Here is a 25,534-nt window from a genome sequence, read left to right as displayed (position 1 = left end):
TCGACCTTGGAGCGCACGGCATGGCCCAGTACACCGCAGAGATCCTCTGGCAGCGAGGCGAGCAGGACTTTCTCGGCAACAGCTACAGCAGAAGGCATTCGATGCGCTTCGACGGCGGTGCGGAAGTGCCGGGTTCCTCGTCGCCGCACGTGGTGCCGTTGCCATTTTCGGATGCGGCGGCGGTCGACCCCGAAGAAGCCTTCGTCGCTTCGCTCTCGAGCTGCCACATGCTGTGGTTCCTCACCATGGCGGTAAAGCGCAAGTTCACCGTCGACCGTTACTTCGACGCGGCAAGCGGCATCATGGAAAAGAACGCCGAAGGCAAGCTCGCGATGACGGTGGTCACGCTCCGGCCGGATGTCATGTTCTCCGGCGACAACCTGCCCACGCGCGAGCAGATCGAACACATGCACCACCGGGCGCATGAGGAATGCTTCATTGCCAACTCGGTCAAGACCGAGGTGCGCTGCGAACCGGTGTTCGGCTGACCCCTTCCAGCGGAGAACGACTCAGCGCCGCTGCAGCCGCGGGTTCTTCGCAAACAGCTCGGCCGCCCAATCCACGAACGCCCGCACCTTCGCGCTCAGGTGGCGGTTGGGCGGGTAGACCACATGAATCGGCAGCGGGTCGCGGTGCCAGTCCGACAGCACCTCGATCAGTTCGCCGCTCTCCAGCAGCGGCTCGGCCATGAAGGTGATGCATTGCGAAATGCCGAAGCCGCCGAGCACCGCCGCCATGTGGGCGTTGCTCTCGTTCACCGACACGCGGTAGGGCCCGTTGAGTTCGATGGTCTCGTCGTCCTTCTTGAACTCGTGCGGGTAGATGCGCCGCGTGCTGCCCGAAAAGTAGCTCACCACGTGGTGCCGCTTCTCGATGTCGTTGGGGTGCTGCGGAATGCCGTAGCGCTTGATGTAGGCGGGCGATGCCACCGTCACGAAGTGCAGGGTGCCGATGCGCCGGGCCACCAGCGACTGGTCGCTCAGCTCGCCGGCCCGGATCACGCAGTCGACGTTGTCGGTGATGAGGTCGACCGTGCGGTCGCTCACGCCCAGGTCGACCTGAATTTCGGGGTAGCGGTCGCAGAAGGTGGCCAGCGCGGGCAGGATGACCAGCCGCGCCACCGAGGTGCCCACGTCGATGCGCAGCCGCCCGGTGGGATTGGCCTGCGCATTGGTCATGCTGGCTTCGATGTCGTCGAAGTCGTTCAGGAGGCGCGCCGCGCGTTCGTAGTAGGCCGCGCCGTCGGGCGTTACCGTCACGCGCCGCGTGGTGCGGTTGAGCAGCTTCACCCGCAGGCGCGATTCGAGCGCCTGGATCTGCTTGGTGACCGTCCCCTTTGGCAGGGCGAGCGAATCCGCGGCCCGGGTGAAGGTGCCTGCTTCCACCACGCGGACAAAGATCCGCATTGCCTGGATTTGATCCATTGATGACTGTTCCTGGGAACCCGGCCCTTGCCGAGGGGAGCGGATTCTCACACAAGGTGACAATCCCTATCGTTTCCCGGATTGTTCGCCGTTTGGAAACAGAGTAGGGGCAGGTTGCCTGTTTAACACCACACTGGCCGCCTTATATTTCGACTATCGCCAATCCTCCTGAGGTTGCCTCCATGTCACCCCGTCCGTCGTCCCGCTCTGCCGAAGCCGCTGCCCTAGCCGCGGCGCAAGGCGTGGAAGCCGATCTTTCGATCGAGCTGCCCGGCCGCGCGCCGGTGGATGCCCGGGTCTACGGGCAACGCCCGCGCGGCGAAACGGTTCCGCTGGTGCTGCATTTCCACGGCGGCACCTTCGTTTGCGGCAACCTGGACAACGGGCGCAACGTGGCCCGGCTGCTGGCAGGGGCCGGTGCGGTGGTGGTGTCGGTGGCCTACCCGCTGGCACCCGAATCGCCGTTTCCCGAGCCCATTGAAGTGGGCTATGCAGCGCTCGAATGGCTCTACAAGCAGCGCGTCAAGCTCGGCGGCAAGGGCGCCCAGGTGTACCTGGCCGGCGAAGAAGCCGGCGGCAACCTGGCCGCCGGGGTGGCGCTGATCGCCCGCGACCGGGCGCATCCGCCGCTGGCGGGGCAAATTTTGCTGTCGCCCATGCTCGACCCGTGCGCGGGCACTGCGTCGCTGCGCAAGGCGACGAACGACGAGGCCGAATGCCGCTGGGCCAAGGGCTGGGAAAAGTACTTGAGTTGCCCCTCCAACGCAACCCATCCCTACGCCGTTCCGAGCGGATCGCTCCGGCTTGGTGCGTTGGCACCCGCGCTGGTGCTGGTGGGCGCCGACGACGCGATGCGCGACGAGGCGCTGACCTTTGCCGGGCGCCTGCGCGCGGCCGGCATCGACGTGACGAGTGCCGTGTTGCCTGGTGCCGCGAACTGGCCCAAGGCGCTGTACGACCCCGAACCCTCGGGCTGCAAGGCCTGCGAAGCCAGCGTGCAGCAACACTTCCGCGAATTTTTCAGTGCCACCACGCCGCCTCCGGTAGCACCCAAGCCCAGCTAGGTGGGCCGGTCGCGGCAGCCCAGCCAGACGTCGCGACGCCTTTCCCCGGCCCACCGGTAACCCCGGTCATTTCGAATTCCGCCTCCTGGTGCCAAAAGCGCCGGGGTGGCCTGTTGCATCCCAAAAAGTCATCGAGAAGGACGAACCATCATGTCGAACAATAAGCAAAAACTGTCTTCCGTCGCCCGCAAGGGCCTGTGGCCCACAGTGACCGGCCTCACCGCACTGCTGGCTGTGGCCGCCGCCGTGCTTGGCATGCAGAGCTTCAAGGCGGAGGCCACGGCACCCGCCGCGGCGCAACAGGGCACACCGGTATCCGTGGCCACCGTGGCCCAAAGCGAAGTCAACGCCTGGGACGAGTTCTCGGGCCGGCTCGAAGCCGTGCAGCGCGTCGATGTGCGCTCCCGCGTAGCGGGCGCCGTGCAGGCGGTGCACTTTCGCGAAGGCGCGTTGGTGAAGCAGGGCGACCTGTTGATCACCATCGATCCCGCACCGTACGCCGCCGAAGTGGAGCGTGCCGAAGCCCAAGTAGCCTCCGCCCAGGCCCGCCAGGCATTCAGCCGCAGCGAGCAGGAACGCGCCAAGCGCCTGTGGGACCAGCAGGCCATTGCCCAGCGCGAATATGACGAGCGCGTGAACGCCAGCCGCGAGGCCGATGCCAACCTGCGTGCCGCGCAAGCGACGCTGCAATCGGCGCGCCTCAACCTGGGCTACACGCAAGTGCGTGCGCCCGTGTCGGGCCGCATCGGCAAGCTCGAGGTGACCCAGGGCAACCTGGTGGCCGCGGGCCCCGGCGCGCCGGTGCTGACCACGCTGGTGTCGGTGAGCCCGATCTACGCGAGCTTCGATGCCGACGAGCAGGTGATCACCCGCGCCCTGAAAGACCTGCCGAGCGGCGCCAGCGCACGCGGCCAGATCGAGAGCATTCCCGTGCAGATGGGCACCTCGGGCTTCGACGGCACGCCCTTCGTCGGCAAGCTGCAGCTGATCGACAACCAGGTCGACGCCCGCAGCGGCACCGTGCGCGTGCGCGCCTCGTTTGACAACAAGGACGGCGCGCTCATTCCGGGCCAGTTTGCCCGCATCCGCATGGGCCAGGCGCGCAATGACTCCGCTCTGCTGGTGAGCGAACGCGCCATCGGCACCGACCAGAACAAGAAGTTCGTGATGGTCGTGGGCGAAGACAACAAGGCCATGTACCGCGAAGTGACGCTCGGTGCATCCGTCAATGGCCTGCGCGTGGTGAGCAAGGGCCTGAAGGCCGGCGAACGCGTGGTGGTGAACGGCCTGCAGCACATCCGCCCCGGCGCACTCGTGGTGCCGCAGAACGTGACGATGGACGCCAAGGCCGACACCAAGCAACAACAACCGGAACGCGTCGCGGAAGCCGCGAAGTCCTGAACTCGGAGGGGAGCGCGTTTGCGCTCGCCGGAGAAACAACATGAATCTCTCTAAATTCTTCATCGACCGGCCGATCTTTGCCGGCGTGCTGTCGCTATTGATATTGATAGCCGGCCTGATCGCGCTGCGCGGGTTGCCGATTTCGGAATACCCCGAAGTCGCGCCGCCTTCGGTGGTCGTGCGTGCCCAGTACCCGGGCGCCAACCCCAAGGTGATTGCCGAAACCGTGGCCACGCCGCTCGAAGAGCAGATCAACGGCGTGGAAGGCATGCTCTACATGGGCAGCCAGGCCACCACCGACGGCGTGATGACGCTGACGGTGACCTTCCGCCTCGGCACCGATCCCGACAAGGCCCAGCAGCTGGTGCAGAACCGCGTCTCGCAAGCCGAGCCGCGCCTGCCGGAAGAAGTGCGGCGCCTTGGCATCACGACCGTCAAGAGCGCGCCCGACCTGACGATGGTGGTTCACCTCGTTTCGCCGAACAACCGCTACGACATCAACTACCTGCGCAACTACGCGGTGCTGAACGTGAAAGACCCGCTCGCGCGCATCGAAGGCGTGGGCCAGGTGCAGATCTTCGGCGGCGGCGACTACTCGATGCGCGTCTGGCTCGACCCGCAGAAGGTTGCGCAGCGCGGCCTCTCGGCAAGCGACGTGGTGGCCGCCATCCGCGGCCAGAACGTGCAGGCCGCGGCCGGTGTGGTCGGCGCTTCGCCGGGCCTCTCGGGCGTGGACATGCAGCTCTCGATCAATGCGCAAGGGCGCCTGCAGAGCGAAGAAGAGTTCGGCGACATCATCGTGAAGAGCGGCACCGACGGCGCCGTGACCCGCCTGCGCGACATCGGCCGCCTGGAAATGGGTGCTGCCGACTACTCGCTGCGTTCGCTGCTGAACAACGACCCGGCCGTCGGCATGGGCGTGTTCCAGGCGCCTGGTTCCAACGCGCTCGACATCTCGTCCAACGTTCGCAAGACGATGGCCGAGCTCAACAAGAACATGCCTGAAGGCCTGGAATACCGCATTGCGTATGACCCGACGCAGTTCGTGCGCGCATCGATCGAATCGGTGATCCACACGCTGCTCGAAGCCATCCTGTTGGTGGTGCTGGTCGTGATCCTGTTCCTGCAGACCTGGCGCGCTTCCATCATTCCTCTGCTGGCCGTGCCGGTGTCGGTGATCGGTACCTTCGCGGTGCTGCACGTCCTCGGTTTTTCGATCAATGCGCTGAGCCTGTTCGGGCTGGTGCTGGCCATCGGTATCGTGGTGGACGACGCCATCGTGGTGGTGGAAAACGTCGAACGCAACATCGAGGCGGGGCTGACGCCGCGCGAAGCGACCTACCGCGCGATGCGCGAAGTGTCCGGGCCCATCATCGCGATCGCGCTGGTGCTGGTGGCCGTGTTCGTTCCACTGGCTTTCATCAGCGGCCTCACGGGCCAGTTCTACAAGCAGTTCGCGGTGACCATCGCGATCTCGACGGTGATCTCGGCCATCAACTCGCTCACGCTGTCGCCGGCTCTCGCGGCACTGCTGCTGCGCGGCCATGATCAGCCCAAGGATGCGCTGACCCGCGGCATGGACAAGGCCTTCGGCTGGCTGTTCCGCGGCTTCAACAAGCTCTTCAGCCGCGGCTCGGAAGCCTACAGCGGCGGGGTCAAGAGCGTGATCTCGCGCAAGACGTTGATGCTGGTGATCTACCTCGCGCTGGTCGGCGTGACCTTCGGCCTCTTCAAGGCGGTTCCCAGCGGCTTCGTGCCGGCGCAGGACAAGCAATACCTGATCGGTTTTGCCCAGCTGCCCGACGGCGCCACGCTCGACCGCACCGACGAAGTGATCCAGCGCATGGGCGAGATCATGAAGAAGAACCCGAACGTGGAAGACGCGATCGCCTTCCCGGGCCTGTCGATCAACGGCTTCACCAACAGCTCGAACTCGGGCATCGTGTTTGCCACGCTCAAGCCCTTCGACCAGCGCAAGCGCGCCGACCAGAGCGGTGGTGCCGTGGCCGGCCAACTCAACGGTGCCTTTGCCAGCATCCAGGACGCGTTCATCGTGATGTTCCCGCCGCCGCCGGTGGCGGGCCTGGGCACCACGGGCGGCTTCAAGCTGCAGCTGGAAGACCGCGCCTCAGTCGGCTACGACCAGATGGACGCGGCGGTGAAGGCCTTCATGGCCAAGGCCTATGCAGCGCCCGAACTCACGGGCATGTTCACGAGCTGGCAGGTCAACGTGCCGCAGCTGTATGCGGACATCGACCGCACCAAGGCCCGCCAGCTCGGCGTGCCGGTGACGGACATCTTCGACACCATGCAGATCTACCTCGGTAGCCTGTACGCGAACGACTTCAACAAGTTCGGCCGCACGTACAGCGTGCGTGTGCAGGCCGATGCGCCTTACCGCGCTCGTGCCGAAGACGTGGGCATGCTGAAGGTGCGCTCGACCACGGGCGAAATGGTGCCGCTGTCGGCGCTCATGAAGGTGAACTCGACCTTTGGCCCGGAACGCGCCATGCGCTACAACGGCTACCTGGCAGCCGACATCAACGGCGGCCCGGCTCCCGGCTATTCGTCGGGCCAGGCGCAGGACGCGATCACCAAGATTGCGGCCGAGACGCTGCCCAAGGGCGTGACCTTCGAGTGGACCGAGCTGACCTACCAGGAAATCCTGGCCGGCAACTCCGCCTTCCTGGTGTTTCCGCTGGCCATTCTGCTGGTGTTCCTGGTGCTGGCCGCGCAGTATGAAAGCCTGACGCTGCCGATCGCCATCATCTTGATCGTGCCCATGGGCATCCTGGCTGCGATGACGGGCGTATGGATATCGGGGGGTGACAACAACGTCTTCACGCAGATCGGGTTGATCGTGCTGGTGGGGCTGAGTGCGAAGAACGCGATCCTGATCGTGGAGTTTGCACGCGAGCTCGAGTTTGCCGGCCGCACGCCCATCCAGGCTGCGATCGAAGCCAGCCGCCTGCGCCTGCGCCCGATTCTCATGACCTCGCTGGCCTTCGTGATGGGCGTGCTGCCCCTCGTGCTGTCGACCGGCGCGGGCTCTGAAATGCGCAAGGCCATGGGCGTGGCGGTGTTCGCCGGAATGATCGGTGTGACGGCTTTCGGCCTGTTCCTGACGCCGGTGTTCTACGTGCTGATGCGCCGCCTGGCGGGCAACCGCGCACTCAAGCTGCATGGCGACGTGCCGCACGGGGAAGACTTCGTTTCGGCGGCCCATCCCGCTGCACCGGCACCGTCGTCCCACGGTGGTTCGGGCGGCGGCGGGCTGCACCCGCTGCCTGCTGCGCCGCGCCCTTCGCACGGCTCGCACGACTGATCGAGAAGAAAGCTCATCATGAAATTCTCAGTACAACCTTGGGTCAAGCCGCTTCGCACCGCCTTGCTGCCGCTGGTGGCAGCCCTGGCGCTGGCCGGCTGCGCGACCGTGCCCTCCGGCGTGCCGGAGATCCAGACCACCGCCCAGTTCAAGGAGCAGGGCGCGGCCCCGCCCGCGGGCTGGACGCGTGCCGTGCCTTCCGAAGCGCAGGCCCGCGGCGCATGGTGGCTGGCCTTCAACGACCCGGTGCTCAATGCGCTGGTCGAAAAGGCGGACGTCAACAACAACAACATCCAGGCCGCCGCGGCCCGGCTTGCGGAAGCTCGCGCCCTGGCGCGCAGTGCCCAGGCCGACCGCCTGCCGCAGATCGGCTTGGGCGCCGGCGCCAATCGCGGTGCGGGCCTCGACAAGGCCACGGCCAGCACCCGGCCGGCCACGATGACCAACATCGGCGCCACCTTCTCGTACGAGGTCGACCTGTTCGGCCGGCTCTCGGGCGCGAGCAATGCGGCCAAGCTCGATGCGGCCAGCCGTGAAGCACTGCTGCAAAGCACGCGCCTTGCCGTGCAGGCCGAGGTGGCGCAAACCTACCTGCAACTGCGTGCGCTCGACGCAGAGCGCGCCCTGGTGCGCGAGCAGGTCGAGGCCTACCGCGACACGCTGCGCCTGACGCAGCGCCGCCAACAGGCCGGCGACATTGCCGAGCTCGACGTGGCGCGTGTGCAGACCGAGGTGTCATCGACCGAGTCGGATGCGCTCGCGCTCGACCGCCAGCGTGCGCAGGTCGAGCATGCGCTTGCGGTGCTGGTGGGCGATTCGGCCTCGAGCTTCGGCCTGCGTACCGACGAGTGGGCCACCGCGCTGCCGTCGGTGCCGCCGGGCGTGCCGGCCACGGTGCTCACGCGTCGCCCGGACGTCTCGGCCGCGCAGAACGCCGTGCTCGCGGCGCAGGCTCGCGTGGGCGTGGCACAGGCTGCCTGGTTCCCGGACATCTCGCTGACCGGCGCCGCCGGCTATGCGTCGCCCGAAATCGGCGACCTGTTCAAGTGGTCGGCCCGCTCGTGGGGCGTGGGTGCGTTGCTTTCGCTGCCGATCTTCGACGGCGGCCGCCGCGAAGCCGGTGTGCAGGGCGCCAACGCGCAGCTCGACGGTGCGCTGGCCAATTACCGCAGCCAGGTGCTGGTGGCATTCCAGGAGGTGGAAGACCAGCTCTCCGCCATCCGCATCCTGCAGGAGCAGTCGACCGTGCAGGCGCAGGCCGTCACGTCGGCCCAGCGCGCGACCAGCCTGTCGGACACGCGTTATCGCAACGGCTACATCAGCCAGCTCGACCTGCTCGACGCCCGCCGCAGCGAGCTGCGCAACCGTCGCCAGGCGCTGCAGGTGAAGTCGGCGCAGTACCAGGCGGCCGTGGGGCTGATCCGCGCCATCGGCGGCGGGTGGGAAGTGCCTGCGGCCACTGCGCAGGCGCAGCCTCAGCCCGGCGCGCCGGGCGTGGTACGGACCGCGGCACGCTGACACCCCAAAGGGGCGCAAGCCCCTTTTTCTTTGGGCGGCCGGGTTTCGAGGGAAGCGGCATGCGGCGACAACGGACAATAGCCGCATGACAACCCGATGCGTGATGGTTCTGGGCACGACCAGTGGCGCCGGCAAGAGCTGGCTGGTCACTGCGCTGTGCCGCTGGTACGCGCGGCAGGGCCTCAAGGTGGCGCCTTTCAAGGCGCAGAACATGAGCAACAACGCCCGCGTGGTGGATGGCGGCGAGATCGGCAGCGCGCAATACTTTCAGGCGCTGGCGGCGCGCGCCGTGCCGCACGTGCGCATGAACCCGCTGCTGCTCAAGCCCGAGCGCGACACCCACAGCCAGGTGGTGCTGATGGGGCAGGTGAACCAAGAGCTCACGGCCATGCCCTGGCGCGGACGCAGCGAGCGCGTGTGGCCGCAGATTGCTTCGGCGTTCGACGAACTGCGCACCGACAACGACGTGGTAGTGATCGAAGGCGCCGGCTCGCCGGCCGAGATCAACCTGATGGCCAGCGACATCGTCAACCTGCGCGTGGCCCGCCATGCAAATGCCCGCTGCCTGCTGGTAACTGATATCGACCGCGGCGGGGCCTTCGCGCATCTCTATGGCACCTGGGCATTGATGCCCGAGAGCGACCGCGCATTGCTGCGCGGCTTTGTGCTCAACAAGTTTCGCGGCGATGCCTCGCTGCTGGCTCCGGCGCCGCAGCAGCTGCAGGCGCTGACCGGCGTACCCACGGTGGCCACGCTGCCCATGTGGTGGCAGCATGGCCTGCCCGAAGAAGACGGTGTGTTCGACGACCGGAGCCGCTCGAGCGGCGTTGTCACGCGTACCGTGGCGGTGGTGGCGTATCCGCGCATCAGCAATCTGGACGAGTTCCAGCCGCTCAAGAATGTGCCCGGCGTTCGCCTGGTGTGGGCGCGCACGCCGGCCGACGTGGCCGGCGCCGACTGGATCGTGCTGCCCGGCTCCAAGCACACCAGCGGCGACCTCGCGTGGCTGCGCACGCAGGGGCTGGACCGCGCCATTGCCGCGCACGCAGCCGGCGGCGGCGCCGTGCTCGGCGTTTGCGGCGGCTTGCAGATGCTGGGCGAGGCGCTGGTCGATCCGCACGGCATCGACGGCAATGCGCCCGGCCTGGGGCTGCTGCCGCTCGTCACCGTGTTCGAGCGCGAGAAAACCGTGCGCCATCGGGCTGCCGTCTTCGGTGAACTGGGCGGCGCATGGGCTTCACTTTCGAACGTGCCGGTGGCGGGCTACGAAATTCACCACGGCCATACCGCGATACACCCGCAAATGGCGCAGGACGGCCATGCCGTGATGCCCGAAGGCCTGGCCTGGCAGAACGCGCGCGGCAATGTGCTGGGCCTTTACCTGCACGGCCTGTTCGAAGACGCGGCCGCGTTGCACGCGCTCTTCGGCGCCGCGGCCCCCACACTCGATTCCACTTTCGACGGCCTGGCCGATTTCATCGACACCCACTTCGAGGCCGGCGTACTGCAGGGCCTGATCGCATGACCGACAAGAACACCATTCCTTCCATCACTGACATCCGCGATGACGCGCTTGCGGCACGGCTGCAGGGCGCGCTCGACAACAAGACCAAGCCGCTCGGCGCGCTCGGCCGCCTCGAAGGGCTGGCGCTGCGTATCGGGATGATCCTGGGTAGCGAAACGCCCGTGCTCGAAGCGCCCCAGATGCTGGTGTGCGCGGGCGACCATGGCCTGGCGGCGCGCGGTGTCTCCGCATTTCCCAGCGACGTGACCTGGCAGATGGTCGAGAACTTTCTTGCGGGCGGCGCGGCCGTGAGCGTGCTGGCGCGCCAACATGGGCTGGCGCTGACGGTGGTCGACTGCGGCGTGCGGCGCGACTTCCAGGCGCGTCCGGGGCTGGTGTCGCGCCGCATCGCCGCCGGCACCGCCGATGCGTCGGCTGGGCCTGCGATGACGGCAGGGCAATGCGCGCAAGCCATTGCCAACGGCCGCGAGGTGGTGCGCGCGCTCCCCGGCAATGCCTTGCTGCTCGGCGAGATGGGCATCGGCAACAGCTCGGCGGCGGCCATGCTGCTTGCGCGGCTGGCGGGCCTCGACATCGATGCTTGCACCGGCGCAGGCACGGGGCTCGACGCCGCCGGGCTGGCGCGCAAGCGCACGGTGCTGCGCGAGGTGCTGGCCTTGCATGCGTCAGCCGCCGCGCCGCTCGATGCATTGGCTGCGTTTGGCGGCTTCGAAATTGCCACCCTGGTCGGCGCGGTGCTGCAGGCGGCGGAAGAGCGGCGCGTGATCGTGGTCGATGGATTCATCGCGAGCGCGGCAGTGCTGGTGGCGCAGGCGTTGCAGCCGCACGTGGCCCAGCGTTGTGTCGCCGCGCACAGCTCGGCGGAACCGGGGCATGCGCTGTTGTTGAAGCACCTCGGGTTGGAGCCTTTGCTGAATCTCGATTTGCGCCTTGGCGAAGGCTCGGGCGGCGCGCTGGCGTGGCCGCTGCTCGAATCGGCTTGCCGCATCCTCCGCGAAATGGCGAGCTTCGAGGCGGCGGGCGTGTCTCGCAAGGACAGCTGAATTCTATGAACGGCGTTCGCCACTACCTGCTGGCCCTGCAGTTCTTCACGCGGTTGCCGGTGACTGGGCGGCTCGCCGAATGGGTCGGATTCAGCCCGCAGATGCTGCGCGCGAGCGCGGCGCATTTTCCGGGCGTCGGCTGGCTCGTGGGGTTTGTGGGAGCAACAGTTTTCGTCCTGGCGCTGCAGGGCCTGTCGGGCGCGGCTGGTGCGCTGGCAGCGGCGCTGCTGAGCATGGTGGCAACCGTGCTGCTCACCGGCGCCTTTCATGAAGACGGGCTCGCCGATGTGGCCGACGGGCTGGGCGGATCGGCCGACCGAAACCGCGCGCTCGAGATCATGAAGGACTCGCGCATCGGCGCCTTCGGGGCCATTGCGCTGGTGCTTGCGTTGGGCCTCAAGGCCGCGCTGCTTGCTTCGCTGGCGGGGCAGGGGGTGCAGGCGGTGGCCGGTGCCATCGTCGGCGCGCATGTGCTGTCGCGGCTGGCGCCGCTGTTTTTGATTCGCTGGCTGCCGTATGTGGGCGATGCCGGTGCGAGCAAGGCCAAGCCGCTGGCCGATGCAATCGGCGGCGGCGCCTTGCTGGTCGGCGTGCTCTGGTCGGTTCCTGCCCTTGCGCTGGTGCTGGTGACGCAAGGCTCCGCGAGAACAGCGGCCGTCGTGGCGGCCTGCGCCGTTGCGGCATTGGTGATGGCGCGCATGTTCCGGCGCCGGCTGCGAGGCTTCACCGGCGACGGGCTCGGCGCCACGCAGCAGGTGTGCGAGCTTGCGATCTATCTTGCATTGGCGTGGCAGTCATGAGGCTGTGGCTGGTGCGCCATGCGCAAACCGACGCCGCGCCGGGCCTTTGCTATGGCGTGACGGATGTCGGCGTGCCCATGGAGGCGACGCTGGCGGTTGCGCGCGCGGTGGAGTCCCGCATTCCTGCGGGCATCGCATTGGTCCACTCGCCCTTGCGGCGCTGCGCCGAGCTGGCACAGGCCATCGGCACGCTGCGCCCGGACCTTGCCATGCGGGCGGACGAGCGCCTGGCCGAAATGGACTTTGGCGCCTGGGAAGGCCGGCCATGGGCATCCATTACCAGTGCCGACTTCGATGCATGGACCGGCAATTTCGCCGATGGCCTTCCGGGCGAGTACGGCGAAAGCACGGCCAGCTTCATGCAGCGCACGGGTGCTGCTTTCGACGAGTGGCGCGCGTCGGGCCAGGACGCGGTGTGGGTCACGCATGCGGGCGTGATGCGCGCCGTGCAACTGCTGCATGGCGGCGTGCGGCGCGTGGAGGCCGCCGCGCAATGGCCGTCGGCGCCCATTGACTATGGGGCGTGCCTGCTGATCGAATGCAGGTGACGGGCGGCAGCGTCCGCGCCATTTCATTGCCCCATTCGCGCCATGCCCTCACAGCCTTCCCACGAGCGCCTGTACGTTCGCCTCGACGAGGACCCCTTGCACGGGCCCGAGGCTGCGATGCCGGCGGGCTCATTGCAGGCCTTCCCGGTTGCAGCGCCGTTGCGCTCGCACGTCGCGCACATCCTGCTCTATCGCGAAGCGCTGCCTGACGGGCGCGAAGTGCTCGAGCGCGTGCTGCCCGACGGCGCGGTGCGGCTGGTTTTCAACCTTGGCGATGCGCCCTCTGCGGGCGACGGCGCCGGGCAGCCCGTTGAAGCAATCGGCGCTTCGGCCGCGCCGGCGCTGGTGCGGCTGCGCGGCAGGGTCGAGGGGCTGTCGGTCACGCTGCGCCCCGGCGCGGCCGCGGCGCTGCTCGGCATGCCCGCCAGCGAGATTGCCGGCACCGCGGTGCACCTCGATCAACTCTGGTGCGGCCAAGGCGCCGAACTGCGCGAACGCATGGCAGAAGCGCGTGACGATGCCTCGCGGGTTGCGGTGCTGTGCGCCATGCTCCGGCAGCGGCTGGCGCAGGCCGATGCGGCTCTTCAACCGGCCACTTCTATGGCCGCGATAAAGGCGGCGCAGCTGATCGCGGAATCGGGTGGTCGGCATTCGCTGCGCGAGGTGGCGGCGGCGGTCGGCGTCGGCGAGCGCCGTTTGCAGCAATTGTTCCAACAGCAGGTGGGCCTCTCGCCGCGCACTTGGGGCAGGCTCGCGCGGCTGCATGCCTGCCTGCGCGCCTTGCGGCAGCCACGGCCGCGCATGCCCGGCTGGGCGGAGCTGGCGCTTGACGGCGGCTTCTACGACCAGTCGCATCTCGTCAACGAGTTCAAGGCGCTGAGCGGCCTCACGCCGACCGAGTTTCTCGGCCGCACGGTTTCGGTTTCTTCCAATACAGCGGCGTGACGCGGCAGTACCTTCGGGCTTCGAACTCGGAGAAAAGGAAAGAACTCGATGCAAGACGAAGAAGTGAAAAAGCCGCTGAAGGGCCGCGTGGCCGTGGTGACCGGCGCCAGCCGGGGCGCCGGCCGCGGCATTGCCCTGGAGCTGGGCGCGGCGGGGGCCACTGTGTACGTGACAGGCCGCAGTACGCGCGCGCAGCCGGCCGAAAGCTATGGACGCATCCTCGCGCTTTCGGAACTCAAAGCCCTGCCGGGCAGCATCGACGAGACGGCGGATGAACTCACGCGCATGGGCGGCCATGGCATTGCGGTGCGCTGCGACCACACGCAGGAAGACGACGTGGCAAGCCTCTTCGCGCGGGTGCAGCACGAGCAGGGCCGCCTCGACGTGCTGGTGAACAACGCCTGGGGCGGGCACGAAACCTTCGACGGCGTTTTCGAGGCACCGTTCTGGGAGCATCCGCTTTCCAACTGGGACTCGATGTTCGACCGCGGCGTGCGCAACCACCTGCTCGCGAGCCGGTTCGCGGCGCCGCTCATGGTGGCGCAGAAGAGCGGCCTGATCGCGATCACCAGCTTCTGGGACCGCGACAAGTACCTGCGCGGCAACCTGTTCTACGACCTCGCCAAGTCGGCGATGAACCGGTTGGCCTTTGGCATGGCCGAGGAACTGCGCCCGCACGGCGTGGCCTCGCTCGCGCTTTCACCGGGCTGGATGCGAACCGAGTTCGTGCTGGCTGGGCACAAGACCGACGAAGCGCATTGGCATGAACGCCCGGCGCTCGCAAGAACCGAGTCGCCGCGCTACCTGGGCCGCGCCATTGCCGCGCTGGCGGGCGATGCGGGGGTGATGCAGAAAAGCGGCGGTGTGCACCGCGTGGCCGATCTGGCGCGTGAATACGGCTTTACCGACGTCGACGGACGGCAGCCGGAAGCGTTCGAGCTCTAGCCTGGGAGCGAGCCGGGCTCAGGCCGACTTGGGCCGCGGCGTCTTCGGCTTGTAGTCGCAGTAGGGCGCCACCGCGCATTCCCAGCACTTCGGCGTGCGCGCCACGCAGATGTAGCGCCCGTGCAAGATGAGCCAGTGGTGCGCATGCAGCCGAAACTCGAAAGGCACGCGCTTCTCCAGCTTGAGCTCCACTTCGAGCGGCGTCTTGCCCGGCGCAAGCCCGGTGCGGTTGCTGACGCGAAAGATGTGCGTGTCCACGGCGATCGTCGCCTCGCCGAACGCCACGTTGAGCACCACGTTGGCGGTCTTGCGCCCGACACCCGGCAGCGCCTCGAGCTCGGCGCGCGTGCGCGGCACTTCGCCGCCGTGCTGCTCCACAAGAATGCGGCAGGTCTCGATCAGGTGCTTGGCCTTGCTGCGGTAGAGCCCGATGGTCTTGATGTATTCCTCCAGCCCCTCCACGCCCAGCCTCAGGATGGCTTGGGGCGTGTTCGCCACCGGAAAAAGCTTGCGCGTGGCCTTGTTCACGCCCACGTCGGTGGCCTGCGCCGAGAGCAGCACGGCGGCCAGCAGCTCGAAGGGCGTGGCGTATTCAAGCTCGGTTTCAGGGGTCGGGTTGGCCGCCTGGAGGGTGGCGAAGAAGAGGGGGATGTTGTCTTTTTTCATGGGGGCTGGAAGCGCGGCGCTCGTCTGCCGTATGGGGGCGGTGTGGGGGCGGGCAGCGATAGTTGCAATACATCGTTGAAAGCCGATGGCCTTACGCAGCTTTATTGCCCGCGGCTTTCGCCACAATAGCGCCTCAGAAAGTGAGACTTCCCATGCAATTCGCTTCCCGCCTCGACAACGTCGAAACCTCCGCCATCCGCGAACTCTTCAAGCTGCTGGGCAAGCCCGGCATCATCAGCTTTGCGGGCGGGTTTCCCGATAGCGCCATGTTCGACGTCGAGGGCCTGAAGGAGGCGAGCCAGAAAGCGCTGACCGAAGAACCCGGCGGCGCGCTGCAATATGGCGCCACCGAGGGCTACGAGCCGCTGCGCACGCAGCTCAGCGCCTTCATGAAGACCAAGGGCGTCGACGTGGACCCGAGCGGCCTCATCGTGACCACCGGCAGCCAGCAGGCGCTCGACCTGCTGGGCAAGACCATGATCTCGCCCGGCGACAAGGTGATCGTCGAAGGCCCGACCTTCCTGGCCACCATCCAGTGCTTTCGCCTGTACGGCGCGCAGCTCATCAGTGCGCCCATCGACGCCAACGGCGTGAAGACCGACGAGCTCGAGAAGCTCATTGCCGAGCACAAGCCCAAATTCGTCTACCTGATTCCCACCTTCGGCAACCCGAGCGGCGCCATGCTGAGCCTGGAGCGCCGCAAGAAGGTGCTCGAGCTGGCCGTCAAGTACCAAACGCTGATCGTCGAGGACGACCCGTACGGCGACCTGTACTTCGGTGAGGCACCGCCGCCGTCGATCATGGCGCTCAGCAAGGACGTGCCGGGCAGCCGCGAGCTGCTCGCCCATTGCGGCAGCCTGAGCAAGGTGCTGAGCCCGGGCCTTCGCATCGGCTGGATGATCGCCCCCGCCGAGCTGCTGGCCAAGGCCACCATGTGCAAGCAGTTCAGCGATGCGCACACCAGCACCTTCTCGCAAGCCACAGCCGCGCAATACCTCAAGAGCGGCCGCATGCCGGCCACGCTGGCGCATGTGCGCGAGGTGTACGGCCAGCGGGCGCAGGCCATGGGCGCGGCGCTGAAGCGCGAGTTGGGCGACGCGGTGAGCTTTACCCAGCCGCAGGGCGGCTTGTTCTTCTGGGCCCGCCTGACGGGTGCCAACGGCAAGCTGGCCGATGCAACCGAACTGGCCAAGCGCGCCATCGAGCAACTCGTGGCCTTCGTGCCCGGGGCGCCGTTCTATGCCGAGAAGCCCGACCTAGCAACGCTGCGGTTGAGCTTTGCGACGGCGGACGTGGCGAAGATCGAAGAGGGCGTGAAGCGCCTGGGCCAGGCCTTGTAGGCCTCTTCAGGGCGAGCGGTGCAGCCGCGGCGCCGCCAGCAGCGCGAGGTTGTCCTCGACGGCCGCATCCACATTGGGATAGCGGCCTTTCATTTTCGACAGCGTCATGATGGTCTGGAGCGCCTTCAGGTCCTTGACCGAAGGCGCGACCTTGATCTGCGCAATGGCCGCCGATGCGTTGCCGCCGTTGACCAATGCCATTACCTTGCTTGCCCAGTCGTTTGCGCGCGCCATGTCTTTACCTGCTTTCCATTGAACCGCCGACTGTACACAGCGCGGCGCGTTACGATCACCCATGAGAAAAACCTTTCAGCTTCAGGTCGAGGGCAAGCACCCCGACCGCCTCCTCGAAGCCATCAAGCACGAGATTCGCAAGTACATCAAGCGTGAGCGCCGGCGCGTTCTGCCCGAGGGTGCGGACTTCTGGGACTTCGACTGCAAGTTCGGCACCTCTGCGGAAACCGCCGAGGCCGTGCACCTTTCGGCTATCACAGGGCTGATAGACGGTGTCGTCAAAGAGGCCGGCAAGCAGTTCTATGTCGAAATCCTGGCCAAGCCCGGCAAGCGCGCGCCGCGGTCGGCTGGAGAGCGGGCGGAAGAGCCTCCCGAAGAGGACTGATTCCTGCGTGTCTTGAGTGATCGGGGCCACTCAGTTCAGGGTGTGTGCAAAGGCCACCGGGTACTCCCCTCCGCGAATGTCCCCCGCCTTCGGCTCCTCCTTTATTTCGCTGCGGGGAGCACCCGATGCCCTGTGCACTTGGGCACGCTGCTGGTGCTTCGCTGATCAACCACTGCTCTGTGCAACGCACCCGCTGGCGGGGTGCCTTGCGCAGCGAAATAAAGGAGGAGGGGCGCAGCCCCGGGGGACATTCGCGGAGAAAGGTACCCCGTCGGCGGGTGCGCCGCCCTGAACTGAACAGCGCAACGTCAAATAGATCGCAGACCGCTTCCTAGATCAGCGCCTGCGCGAGTTGCAGCCCATAGCGCTGCTCCGCATCCTGCAGCGCACGCGCAATCGACGGGTGCAGCCGCACCCCGTTCTTAGATTGGGTTTCACGGCGCTTCAAACCGCCTTCGCCCGGCAGGCGCACCGGTTTCGCCGGATCGACGGGCGCGTTGTTGCGGCATTGGGCCGCCACGTGGTCCATCTGGCGCAGGAAGGCTTCCTTGCCGCCGAACGCGTGCAGGTCGTGCAGCGTGATGTGCACCGTCGCGCCCCAGCCTTCGGGCGGATCGGCCCGGCCGTGGCCTGCGAGGCCGGCGGTCAGCGTTTCGACCAGCAGCGCCATTCCATAACCCTTGTGGCCGTGGCTGAGTCCGCCAACGGGCAGCAGCGTGCCGGGCGGCTGGTCGAACAGCACCTGCGGGTTGTTCGTAGGCTTGCCGGTGGCGTCGATCAGCCACTCTTCGGCAAAAGTCTCGCCGGCTGCGCGCTTGCGGTTGCTCATGCCGTTGGTGGTGATGGAGGCCGAAATGTCGACCATCACGCCGCCTTGCGACAGCGGAAAGCCCATGGCCAGCGGATTGGGCGTGAACACCGCCTGCGTGCCGCCGAAGGGCGCGACGCTGGCCGTGTTGGGGTCGGAGCAGGCGAGCAGCATCAGCATGTCTTCCTGCAGCGCGCGCAACATGTAGACGGCGAGGCAGGCGATGTGATGGCTGCGGCGGATCACGAGCGAGGCGGTGCCGAGCTCGCGGGCGCGCGGGAGCAGCATGTCCATGCCCTGGTCCATGAGCCAGGGGCCGGGCAGGCGCTTGCCGTCCCACAGCACGGCGGCGGGGCGATCAGACAGAACCTCCGGAGCGCCGTCCGGCGTCATGCCGCCGGATTCGATCTCTTTCACGTAGCCGGCCAACAGGGCGAGGCCGTGCGTGTCGTGGCCCAGCAGGTCGCCTTCGACCAGGGTGCGGGCAACGCTGTCGGCCATCGAGGCGGCAAGCCCGGCTTTTTGCAGCAATGCGCTGCCGTAGTCCCTGAGCGCATCTGCGCTGTAGAGCGGGGCGGTGTTGTCGGTCATTTCAGGATCTCCAGCACTCTGTCCAAGCCGCCCTCGTTGATGGCCACCATGGCTTGCTCGCGCACCTTCGGCTTGGCGTGGTAGGCCACTGAAAGGCCGGCTTCGCCCATCATCGGCAGGTCGTTGGCGCCGTCGCCCACGGCGATGGTCTCCTGCGGAGAAATGCCCATGAGCGACGCGACTTCGAGCAGCGTGCGGCGCTTCTCGGCGCCGTCGCAGATGTCGCCCCAACTTTGTTGCACCACCTGGCCGGTGAGTTGGCCATCGGCTTCGTCGAGCAGGTTGGAGCGCGCGAAGTCGATGCCCAGGCGGTCTTTCACCCGGTTGGCAAAGAAGGTGAAGCCGCCCGACACCAGCAGCACCTTGAGCCCGGCCGCCTTGCACGTCGCGACCAGTTCGGCAGCACCTGGGTTGAGCTTCAGACGCTCGTCGTACACCTGCTGCAGCGCCTCGACCGGCACGCCTTTCAAGAGCGCCACGCGGCGCCGCAGGCTTTCCTTGAAGTCCTTGATCTCGCCGCGCATCGTGGCTTCGGTAATGGCCGCCACCTCGGCTTTCTTGCCGACGGCATCGGCAATCTCGTCGATGCACTCGATGTTGATCAGCGTCGAGTCCATGTCGAACGCGATCAGCTTGAAGTCGGCAAGCTTCAGCGGCGGCTTCACGCGCTGGATGACCAGGCCGGGAGAAATTTCTGTAGCGCTCATGCGGGGGCGGTTTCCTTGACGATGGGTTGGCCGAGGCTGCGCAGCACGTCGCGCACCATCTGTGCGCGGTCCTTCGGCTCTTTCAGTTCGCGCTCGATGCGCAGCTTTTCGTTGCCGGCAAGCTTGATGTGCTTGTTCTTCTGGATCAGGTGGATGATGGCCATCGAATCGACCGGCGGGTCTTTCTTGAAGGTGATGTGGATCACGCCCGGCGCCGCATCGACCTTGACCACGCCATACGGCCTTGCGAGCACGCGCAGCCGGTGCGTGTCGATCAGCGTCTGCGCCTGCGGGGGCAGCTTGCCGAAGCGGTCGACGATTTCTTCCAGCAGCGTATCGATCTGCTCGGGCGTCTTGGCGGTGGCCAGCTTCTTGTAGAACGAGAGCCGCAGATGCACGTCGCCGCAGTAGTCGTCGGGCAGCAGGGCGGGCGCGTGCAGGTTGATCTCGGTCGTGACCGAGAGCGGCGCGAGCAGGTCGGGCTCCTGCCCGGCCTTGAGCGCGCGCACGGCCTCGCTCAGCATCTCGTTGTAGAGCTGGAAGCCGATCTCCATCATGTTGCCGCTCTGGTTCTCGCCCAGCACCTCGCCGGTGCCGCGGATCTCCAGGTCGTGCATGGCCAGGTAGAAGCCGGAGCCCAGTTCTTCCATCTGCTGGATGGCGTCGAGCCGCTGCGCCGCCTGCTTGGTGAGGCCCTCGGTGTCGGGCACCATCAGGTAGGCATAGGCTTGGTGGTGCGAGCGACCGACTCGGCCGCGCAGCTGGTGCAGCTGCGCGAGGCCGAACTTGTCGGCGCGGCTCATCACGATGGTGTTGGCGGTCGGCACGTCGATGCCGGTCTCGATGATGGTCGAGCACAAGAGCAGGTTGTAGCGCTGCGCCACGAAGTCGCGCATCACGCGCTCCAGTTCGCGCTCGGGCATCTGGCCGTGGGCCACGGCAATGCGCGCTTCCGGAAGAATCTCCTCGAGCTTCTGACGCCGGTTCTCGATGGTCTCGACCTCGTTGTGCAGAAAGTAGACCTGTCCGCCGCGCTTCAACTCGCGCAGCACGGCCTCGCGAATGACGCCGGTGCCCTCGTTGCGCACGAAGGTCTTGATGGCCAAGCGCCGCTGCGGTGCGGTGGCAATCACGCTCAGGTCGCGCAGGCCTTCGAGCGCCATGCCCAGCGTGCGCGGAATCGGCGTGGCGGTGAGGGTGAGCACGTCGACCTCGGCGCGCATCGCCTTCATCGCTTCTTTGTGGCGCACGCCGAAGCGGTGTTCCTCGTCGATGATGAGCAGGCCCAGGTTCTTGAACTTGACCGATTGCGAGAGCAGCTTGTGCGTGCCGACCACGATGTCGACCGTGCCTTCGGCCAGGCCCTTGGCCGCCGCAGTGATTTCCTTGGCCGAACGGAAGCGGCTCATTTCGGCCACCTTGACCGGCCACTTGGCGAAGCGGTCGACCAGCGTCTGGTAGTGCTGCTCGGCCAGCAGCGTGGTGGGCGCGAGAAACGCCACCTGCTTGCCGCCGGTGATCGCGATGAACGCGGCGCGCAGTGCCACCTCGGTCTTGCCGAAGCCCACGTCGCCGCAGACCAGCCGGTCCATCGGCTGCGGCGAGATCATGTCTTGCACCACGGCATGGATCGCGGCCTTCTGGTCCGCCGTTTCCTGGAAGCCGAAGTCGTTGGCGAATACCTCGTAGTCAGCGGCCGAATAGCGGAAGGCGTGGCCTTGCCGTGCGGCCCGGCGCGCGTAGATGTTGAGCAGCTCGGCGGCAGAGTCGCGCACCTGCTCGGCAGCCTTGCGCTTGGCCTTTTCCCATTGGCCGGAGCCCAGCTTGTGCAGCGGGGCCTCATCGGCACTCACGCCGGTGTAGCGGCTGATCTGGTGCAGCTGCGAAACGGGCACATAGAGCGTGGCCTTGTCGGCGTACTCCAGGTGCAGCATTTCCTGCAGCAGCGGCTTGCCTTCGGCATCCACGCCCTGGCCCAGGTCCATGTGGATGAGGCCGCGGTAGCGGCCAATGCCGTGGGCCGTGTGGACCACCGGGTCGCCGACATTGAGCTCGGACAGGTCCTTGATCAGCGCCTCGACGTCGCTGACCTGTTCCTGCTTCTTGTTGCGGCGGCGGGTGGTGGGCGCAGTCGCGAAGAGCTCGGTTTCGGTGACGAGATCGATGCCCTGTTCGCGCCATGCGAAGCCCGAGGCCAGCGCGGCGGTGGCAATGCCGATCTTCTCGTCGGGGGAGGCCTCGAACTCGGCCAGCGAGTCGAAGGCCGGCGGGCTCACGCCGCTGGCACGGAGAAAGTCGAGCAGGCTTTCGCGCCGGCCTTCGCTTTCGGCAATCAGCAGCACGCGGTGCGGCGTTGCCTTGATGTGGGCCTTGAGGCCGACCAGTGGGTCTTCGGCGCCGCGCACGACTGCGAACGGCGGGAGCCGGTCGAATTCCGCATACGGCGTTTCGGCGGCGATGTCACCTCGAATGGCCAGCTGCGCATGCGGCTTGGCCCGCTGGTAGAACTGCTCGGCATTGAGGAACAGCGCCTCGGGCGGCAGCGCCGGCCGCTCGGGGTCGCCGCGCACCAGGCGGTAGCGCTCGTTGGTGTCTTGCCAGAAATGCTGGAACGCGGGTTCGAGGTCGCCGTGCAGTACCACGGTGGCGTCGGGCCCGAAGTAGTCGAAAACCGTGGCCGTCTCGTCGAAGAACAGCGGCAGGTAGTACTCGATACCGGCGGTGGCCACGCCGTTGCCCATGTCCTTGTAGATGCGGCTCTTGGTCGGGTCGCCCTCGAGCAGCTCGCGCCAGCGGCCTCGAAAGCGCGCGCGGGCGTCGTCGTCCATCGGGAACTCGCGGCCCGGCAGCAGGCGCACCTCGGGCACGGGGTACAGGCTGCGCTGGGTGTCGGGGTCGAAGGTGCGGATCGAGTCGATCTCGTCGTCGAACAGGTCGACGCGATAAGGCACCAGCGAGCCCATGGGAAACAGGTCGATCAGGCCGCCGCGCACCGCGTATTCGCCGGGGCTCACCACCTGCGTCACATGGCTGTAGCCGGCGAGCGTGAGCTGGGCCTTGAGCTTCGATTCCTCGAGCTTCTGCTTGGCCTTGAAGTGAAAGGTGTAGCCGGCGAGGAAGGCGGGCGGTGCCAGCCGGTAGAGCGCGGTGGTGGCGGGCACCAGCACCACGTCGGCTTCTTTCTGACTGATGCGCCAGAGCGTGGCGAGCCGCTCGCTGATCAGGTCCTGGTGGGGAGAAAAGCTGTCGTAGGGCAGCGTTTCCCAGTCGGGGAAAAGGGCGCAGCGCAGGTCCGGCGCAAAGAACGCCATCTCATCGATCAGGCGCTGCGCATCGTTCGCGTCCGCCGTGAACACCGCGGTGGCCCGGCCGGCGGCTTTTTCGCGCACGCCCAGTTGCGCCAGCAGCAGGGCGTCGGCCGATAGGGGAGGACGCGGCAGCGTGAATCGCTTGCCCGCCGTGAGGTGGGGGAGGTCCATTGAACGCTTCTGAAAATGCACGACACCCCGCGCCGGCTGGGCGAGGGGTGTGAAGCTGTCGATTCTAGAATGGCGGCCCCTTATTCGCTTGCCGGCCTTGCCGGTGCCGGACCTCATGTCTTCCTCCCGACTTTTCGTGCTGATTCCTTGTGCCGGGTTCGGCCACCGTGCGGGTGGCGTGCAGCCCAAGCAATACCAGCGGATCGCGGGGGCGTCGATGGTTGCCCACACGGTGGAGGCTTTTCGCGCACTGGCGGGCCGCTTTGCCGGCCTGGCGGTGGTGGTGTCGCCCGAAGACCGCGACATTCAAGCGGCGCTGCCGCGCTTTCCGTCCACGGGTGAATTCCTGCTGCAGGTGGGCGGCGTCACGCGCGCGGCCACGGTGCGCAACGGCCTGGCAGCGCTTCGGCAGAAAGGGGCCGGGGCGCATGACTGGGTGCTGGTGCACGACGCGGCACGCTGCCTGGTCACGTCGAGCCAGATCGAGGCGCTGATTGCGGCTTGCGAGCACGACGCCGTCGGCGGGCTGCTTGCGCATCGGCTGGCGGACACGCTGAAGGTCTCTTCCGGCGACAGCCGGGTGTCGCAAACGCTGCCGCGTGCCGACAAATGGCTGGCGCAGACGCCGCAGATGTTCCGCGTCGGCATGCTGCTCGATGCGCTGGAGCGCACGGGCGATGCAGTCACGGACGAAGCCGGCGCCATCGAGGCGATCGGCCTGTCGCCGCTGCTGGTGCCGGGCAGCGCGCAGAACTTCAAGGTGACCTTCCCCGAAGACTTTGCGTTGGCCGAAGCGGTTTTGCTCGGTCGCAAGAAGGGCTCGGTATGACAGCGCCGTTCAACATTCGCGTCGGCGAAGGCTGGGACGTTCACCAGCTCGTGGCTGGGCGCAAGCTGATCCTGGGCGGGGTCGAGGTGCCGCACACCACCGGCCTGCTGGGGCATTCGGACGCCGACGTGCTGCTGCATGCCATTACCGACGCCCTGCTCGGCGCGGCGGGGCTGGGCGACATCGGCCGGCATTTTCCCGATACGGATGCGCAGTTTCGCGGCGCGGATTCGGCCGTGCTGCTCGGCGAGGCGGCGCGGCGCGTGCGTGCCGCGGGCTGGGAAATCGGCAATGTAGACAGCACGGTGATTGCGCAGGCGCCCAAGCTGGCACCGCACATTCCGGCGATGTGCCAGCGCATTGCCGAGACGCTGGGGCTTGCGCCCGAGCAGGTCAACGTGAAGGCCAAGACGGCCGAGAAGCTCGGCCCCGTTGGCGAGGGCCGGGCAATGGAAGCGCGCGCCGTGGCGCTGCTTTACCGCTGACCGGCGGCCGCCCTACGCCCGCCGGCTGGGGGCTTCGGCGGGTTTTGGCACCGGCATGGCGCGCGGCATGCGGATGTGCGCCGCAAGGCCGCGTCCCGGCGTGCTGGTGAGCGCAAAGGTGCCGCCCATGCGCTCGATGTTCTTGGCAACGATCGACAGGCCGAGGCCGGCGCCGGCCGCCGAGGTGCGCGCCACGTCGCCGCGGAAGAAGGGCTTGGTCAGCTGCGAGAGCAGGGCGGGCTCGACGCCTGCGCCGTGGTCGCGCACCTTGATGAGCACCGCGTCGTTGTTGGCTTGCGCCTGGATCACCACGTCGGCCACGCCGGTGGAAGGCGTCTTGCCGTAGCGGCGGGCGTTTTCCACCAGGTTGGAGATCACGCGGGTGAGCTCGACCTCGTCGCCCATCACGCGCAGGTCGGGCGGCACGTCGACGCGGATGTTCATTTCTTCGTAGTCCTGCACGGCGTAGGTGCAGGCATCGACCACGTCCCGCAGCAGCACGGGCTTGGGGTCGACATGGTCGGGGCGTGCGTAGTCGAGAAACTTGTCGATGATGGCGTCGAGCTGGGCAATGTCGGCCGCCATGTGGTCGCGCGCGTCTTCGTCGGACACGCTCATCTCGGTTTCGAGCCGCAAGCGCGCCAGCGGGGTGCGCAGGTCGTGCGAGATGCCGGCCAGCATGATGGCGCGGTCCTGCTCGATCTTGGCGAGCTGGTCGGCCATGCGGTTGAAGCCGATGTTCACCGCGCGAATCTCGTTGGTGCGGGCGCGCTCGTCGAGCCGGTGCGCCTCGTATTCGCCTTCGCGCACCTGCATGGTGGCGCGCGAAAGCTGCTTGAGGGGCAGGTTGATCAGCCGGGTGATCAGCGCCGCGCCGGCCAGCGAGAGCGCCATGGCCGTGCTGAGCCACACCAGCCAAGTGCGGCCGCCCACGCGGCTGAAGCGGGTCGGGTCGAGCAGCAGCCAGTAGGCGTCGCTCTCGATGGTGAAGCCGATCCACAGGCCCGGCTCGTCGTTGACGCGGCTGGCCACCGTGGTGCCCTCGCCGAGCTGGTCGATCAGCTCTTCGGTCACCCGCTGGTCGAGCGCGCCGCTGGTGTAAGGCTGAAACCGGTCGTTGGGCTCGCGCGGGAGGATGCGCACGCCTTCCTGGTCGGCCAGCGTCTTGATGAGCGACACGCGGGTGATCGCGTCCGAATACACCAGCGCCGCGCGCGTCAGGTTCACAAGCGAGGCGATCTGGTGCGCGGTCTGGATGGCGCGTGGCTCGTATTCGAGCGAGCGGAAAGTCTGCAGCCAGGCGACCGTGCAGCCGATCAGCAGCAGGGCGAGCAGGAAGAATGTGCGCCAGAAAAGGCTGAAGCCGAGCTTCAGGCCCGGTCGCCGGTCACGCTGGCCGGTGCCCTCGAGAGGGCTTGGCATGGTGACCTGGGCGCCGTCCTCCTGGGCTGGGCTGGGTCTGGCGGATTGCA

Annotated in this window: 22 protein-coding genes; 15 read left to right on the top strand and 7 right to left on the bottom strand. The window is 67.2% G+C overall.

Annotation, left to right across the window (positions count from 1 at the left end; all coding sequences use genetic code 11):
• The first annotated feature begins 20 nt into the window (after nt 1-20).
• On the top strand, nt 21-488 hold the full coding sequence (locus V9L20_RS18275) for an OsmC family protein (protein WP_258506777.1): 468 nt from the start codon (nt 21-23) through the stop codon (nt 486-488).
• A gap of 21 nt (nt 489-509) precedes the next feature.
• On the opposite strand, the gene V9L20_RS18270 is transcribed toward V9L20_RS18275, so the two are convergent.
• Nucleotides 510-1,424: a LysR family transcriptional regulator gene (locus V9L20_RS18270; RefSeq protein WP_126749659.1), complete on the bottom strand. Its 915-nt coding sequence runs from the start codon at nt 1,422-1,424 to the stop codon at nt 510-512.
• Between the two features lie 182 nt (nt 1,425-1,606).
• Between V9L20_RS18270 and V9L20_RS18265 the strand changes: the two genes are divergently transcribed.
• From V9L20_RS18265 to V9L20_RS18220, 10 genes are all read left to right on the top strand, one after another.
• Complete coding sequence (locus tag V9L20_RS18265; protein ID WP_258506774.1) at nt 1,607-2,488, top strand: alpha/beta hydrolase; 882 nt, start codon at nt 1,607-1,609, stop codon at nt 2,486-2,488.
• Nucleotides 2,489-2,638: 150 nt separating this feature from the next.
• Nucleotides 2,639-3,889 carry an efflux RND transporter periplasmic adaptor subunit gene (locus V9L20_RS18260; RefSeq protein ID WP_258506772.1) on the top strand — a complete coding sequence of 417 codons (1,251 nt, stop codon included), beginning with the start codon at nt 2,639-2,641 and terminating at the stop codon, nt 3,887-3,889.
• Between the two features lie 40 nt (nt 3,890-3,929).
• Nucleotides 3,930-7,214 carry an efflux RND transporter permease subunit gene (locus V9L20_RS18255; RefSeq protein ID WP_258506770.1) on the top strand — a complete coding sequence of 1,095 codons (3,285 nt, stop codon included), beginning with the start codon at nt 3,930-3,932 and terminating at the stop codon, nt 7,212-7,214.
• Nucleotides 7,215-7,232: 18 nt separating this feature from the next.
• Nucleotides 7,233-8,732: an efflux transporter outer membrane subunit gene (locus V9L20_RS18250; protein WP_337297659.1), complete on the top strand. Its 1,500-nt coding sequence runs from the start codon at nt 7,233-7,235 to the stop codon at nt 8,730-8,732.
• Between the two features lie 85 nt (nt 8,733-8,817).
• Complete coding sequence (locus tag V9L20_RS18245; protein ID WP_337297658.1) at nt 8,818-10,257, top strand: cobyric acid synthase; 1,440 nt, start codon at nt 8,818-8,820, stop codon at nt 10,255-10,257.
• A complete protein-coding gene (gene cobT / locus V9L20_RS18240) occupies nt 10,254-11,300 on the top strand; it encodes a nicotinate-nucleotide--dimethylbenzimidazole phosphoribosyltransferase (RefSeq protein ID WP_337297657.1) in 1,047 nt (348 codons plus the stop codon). The genes V9L20_RS18245 and cobT overlap by 4 nt, the downstream gene beginning before the upstream one ends.
• A 5-nt stretch (nt 11,301-11,305) precedes the next feature.
• The gene (locus V9L20_RS18235; RefSeq protein WP_337297656.1) at nt 11,306-12,100 is read left to right on the top strand and encodes an adenosylcobinamide-GDP ribazoletransferase; all 795 of its coding nucleotides are present in this window, start codon (nt 11,306-11,308) and stop codon (nt 12,098-12,100) included.
• On the top strand, nt 12,097-12,648 hold the full coding sequence (locus V9L20_RS18230; RefSeq protein ID WP_337297655.1) for a histidine phosphatase family protein: 552 nt from the start codon (nt 12,097-12,099) through the stop codon (nt 12,646-12,648). The genes V9L20_RS18235 and V9L20_RS18230 overlap by 4 nt, the downstream gene beginning before the upstream one ends.
• Before the next feature lie 42 nt (nt 12,649-12,690).
• A complete protein-coding gene (locus V9L20_RS18225; protein ID WP_337297654.1) occupies nt 12,691-13,593 on the top strand; it encodes an AraC family transcriptional regulator in 903 nt (300 codons plus the stop codon).
• Nucleotides 13,594-13,641: 48 nt separating this feature from the next.
• Nucleotides 13,642-14,538: an SDR family NAD(P)-dependent oxidoreductase gene (locus tag V9L20_RS18220; protein ID WP_337297653.1), complete on the top strand. Its 897-nt coding sequence runs from the start codon at nt 13,642-13,644 to the stop codon at nt 14,536-14,538.
• A gap of 18 nt (nt 14,539-14,556) precedes the next feature.
• Here the strand turns inward: V9L20_RS18220 and nth are convergent, their stop codons facing one another.
• Entirely contained in the window at nt 14,557-15,204 is a 648-nt protein-coding gene (gene nth / locus V9L20_RS18215; RefSeq protein ID WP_157614227.1) for an endonuclease III, read from the bottom strand.
• 152 nt (nt 15,205-15,356) lie between these two features.
• Here nth and V9L20_RS18210 point away from each other — a divergent pair, with 152 nt between their 5' ends.
• Nucleotides 15,357-16,544, top strand: coding sequence for an aminotransferase-like domain-containing protein (locus V9L20_RS18210; protein ID WP_258506755.1), 1,188 nt, complete (start codon nt 15,357-15,359; stop codon nt 16,542-16,544).
• Between the two features lie 6 nt (nt 16,545-16,550).
• On the opposite strand, the gene V9L20_RS18205 is transcribed toward V9L20_RS18210, so the two are convergent.
• A complete protein-coding gene (locus V9L20_RS18205; RefSeq protein WP_309954529.1) occupies nt 16,551-16,778 on the bottom strand; it encodes a hypothetical protein in 228 nt (75 codons plus the stop codon).
• Nucleotides 16,779-16,839: 61 nt separating this feature from the next.
• On the opposite strand from V9L20_RS18205, the gene V9L20_RS18200 reads away from it, so the two are divergent.
• Nucleotides 16,840-17,163, top strand: a complete 324-nt coding sequence (locus tag V9L20_RS18200) for a DUF6172 family protein (protein ID WP_337297652.1) — start codon at nt 16,840-16,842, stop codon at nt 17,161-17,163.
• A gap of 331 nt (nt 17,164-17,494) precedes the next feature.
• Here the strand turns inward: V9L20_RS18200 and V9L20_RS18195 are convergent, their stop codons facing one another.
• The 3 genes from V9L20_RS18195 to mfd are packed head-to-tail and all read right to left on the bottom strand — an operon-like array spanning nt 17,495 to nt 22,748.
• On the bottom strand, nt 17,495-18,562 hold the full coding sequence (locus V9L20_RS18195; protein ID WP_258506750.1) for an Ldh family oxidoreductase: 1,068 nt from the start codon (nt 18,560-18,562) through the stop codon (nt 17,495-17,497).
• Nucleotides 18,559-19,269: a phosphoserine phosphatase SerB gene (gene serB, locus V9L20_RS18190; RefSeq protein ID WP_258506749.1), complete on the bottom strand. Its 711-nt coding sequence runs from the start codon at nt 19,267-19,269 to the stop codon at nt 18,559-18,561. The genes V9L20_RS18195 and serB overlap by 4 nt, the downstream gene beginning before the upstream one ends.
• Nucleotides 19,266-22,748, bottom strand: coding sequence for a transcription-repair coupling factor (mfd, locus tag V9L20_RS18185; RefSeq protein WP_337297651.1), 3,483 nt, complete (start codon nt 22,746-22,748; stop codon nt 19,266-19,268). The genes serB and mfd overlap by 4 nt, the downstream gene beginning before the upstream one ends.
• 115 nt (nt 22,749-22,863) lie before the next feature.
• Between mfd and ispD the strand changes: the two genes are divergently transcribed.
• Entirely contained in the window at nt 22,864-23,577 is a 714-nt protein-coding gene (ispD, locus tag V9L20_RS18180) for a 2-C-methyl-D-erythritol 4-phosphate cytidylyltransferase (RefSeq protein WP_337297650.1), read from the top strand.
• On the top strand, nt 23,574-24,062 hold the full coding sequence (ispF, locus tag V9L20_RS18175; RefSeq protein ID WP_337297649.1) for a 2-C-methyl-D-erythritol 2,4-cyclodiphosphate synthase: 489 nt from the start codon (nt 23,574-23,576) through the stop codon (nt 24,060-24,062). The genes ispD and ispF overlap by 4 nt, the downstream gene beginning before the upstream one ends.
• Before the next feature lie 12 nt (nt 24,063-24,074).
• Here the strand turns inward: ispF and V9L20_RS18170 are convergent, their stop codons facing one another.
• Nucleotides 24,075-25,484: a sensor histidine kinase gene (locus V9L20_RS18170; RefSeq protein ID WP_258506717.1), complete on the bottom strand. Its 1,410-nt coding sequence runs from the start codon at nt 25,482-25,484 to the stop codon at nt 24,075-24,077.
• Between the last annotated feature and the right edge of the window lie 50 nt (nt 25,485-25,534).

Origin of the sequence: Variovorax sp. CCNWLW225, assembly GCF_037204045.1 — a bacterium.
Taxonomy (GTDB): domain Bacteria; phylum Pseudomonadota; class Gammaproteobacteria; order Burkholderiales; family Burkholderiaceae_C; genus Variovorax.
Note: the sequence above shows the minus strand (reverse complement) of the source record. Positions and strands in the feature narration are given on the sequence as shown.

Coding starts and splice junctions, on each gene's coding strand:
- V9L20_RS18275 (WP_258506777.1), top strand. CDS start 21: ATGGCCCAGTACACCGCAGAGATCCTCTGGCAGCGAGGCGAGCAGGAC.
- V9L20_RS18270 (WP_126749659.1), bottom strand. CDS start 1,424: ATGGATCAAATCCAGGCAATGCGGATCTTTGTCCGCGTGGTGGAAGCA.
- V9L20_RS18265 (WP_258506774.1), top strand. CDS start 1,607: ATGTCACCCCGTCCGTCGTCCCGCTCTGCCGAAGCCGCTGCCCTAGCC.
- V9L20_RS18260 (WP_258506772.1), top strand. CDS start 2,639: ATGTCGAACAATAAGCAAAAACTGTCTTCCGTCGCCCGCAAGGGCCTG.
- V9L20_RS18255 (WP_258506770.1), top strand. CDS start 3,930: ATGAATCTCTCTAAATTCTTCATCGACCGGCCGATCTTTGCCGGCGTG.
- V9L20_RS18250 (WP_337297659.1), top strand. CDS start 7,233: ATGAAATTCTCAGTACAACCTTGGGTCAAGCCGCTTCGCACCGCCTTG.
- V9L20_RS18245 (WP_337297658.1), top strand. CDS start 8,818: ATGACAACCCGATGCGTGATGGTTCTGGGCACGACCAGTGGCGCCGGC.
- cobT (WP_337297657.1), top strand. CDS start 10,254: ATGACCGACAAGAACACCATTCCTTCCATCACTGACATCCGCGATGAC.
- V9L20_RS18235 (WP_337297656.1), top strand. CDS start 11,306: ATGAACGGCGTTCGCCACTACCTGCTGGCCCTGCAGTTCTTCACGCGG.
- V9L20_RS18230 (WP_337297655.1), top strand. CDS start 12,097: ATGAGGCTGTGGCTGGTGCGCCATGCGCAAACCGACGCCGCGCCGGGC.
- V9L20_RS18225 (WP_337297654.1), top strand. CDS start 12,691: ATGCCCTCACAGCCTTCCCACGAGCGCCTGTACGTTCGCCTCGACGAG.
- V9L20_RS18220 (WP_337297653.1), top strand. CDS start 13,642: ATGCAAGACGAAGAAGTGAAAAAGCCGCTGAAGGGCCGCGTGGCCGTG.
- nth (WP_157614227.1), bottom strand. CDS start 15,204: ATGAAAAAAGACAACATCCCCCTCTTCTTCGCCACCCTCCAGGCGGCC.
- V9L20_RS18210 (WP_258506755.1), top strand. CDS start 15,357: ATGCAATTCGCTTCCCGCCTCGACAACGTCGAAACCTCCGCCATCCGC.
- V9L20_RS18205 (WP_309954529.1), bottom strand. CDS start 16,778: ATGGCGCGCGCAAACGACTGGGCAAGCAAGGTAATGGCATTGGTCAAC.
- V9L20_RS18200 (WP_337297652.1), top strand. CDS start 16,840: ATGAGAAAAACCTTTCAGCTTCAGGTCGAGGGCAAGCACCCCGACCGC.
- V9L20_RS18195 (WP_258506750.1), bottom strand. CDS start 18,562: ATGACCGACAACACCGCCCCGCTCTACAGCGCAGATGCGCTCAGGGAC.
- serB (WP_258506749.1), bottom strand. CDS start 19,269: ATGAGCGCTACAGAAATTTCTCCCGGCCTGGTCATCCAGCGCGTGAAG.
- mfd (WP_337297651.1), bottom strand. CDS start 22,748: ATGGACCTCCCCCACCTCACGGCGGGCAAGCGATTCACGCTGCCGCGT.
- ispD (WP_337297650.1), top strand. CDS start 22,864: ATGTCTTCCTCCCGACTTTTCGTGCTGATTCCTTGTGCCGGGTTCGGC.
- ispF (WP_337297649.1), top strand. CDS start 23,574: ATGACAGCGCCGTTCAACATTCGCGTCGGCGAAGGCTGGGACGTTCAC.
- V9L20_RS18170 (WP_258506717.1), bottom strand. CDS start 25,484: ATGCCAAGCCCTCTCGAGGGCACCGGCCAGCGTGACCGGCGACCGGGC.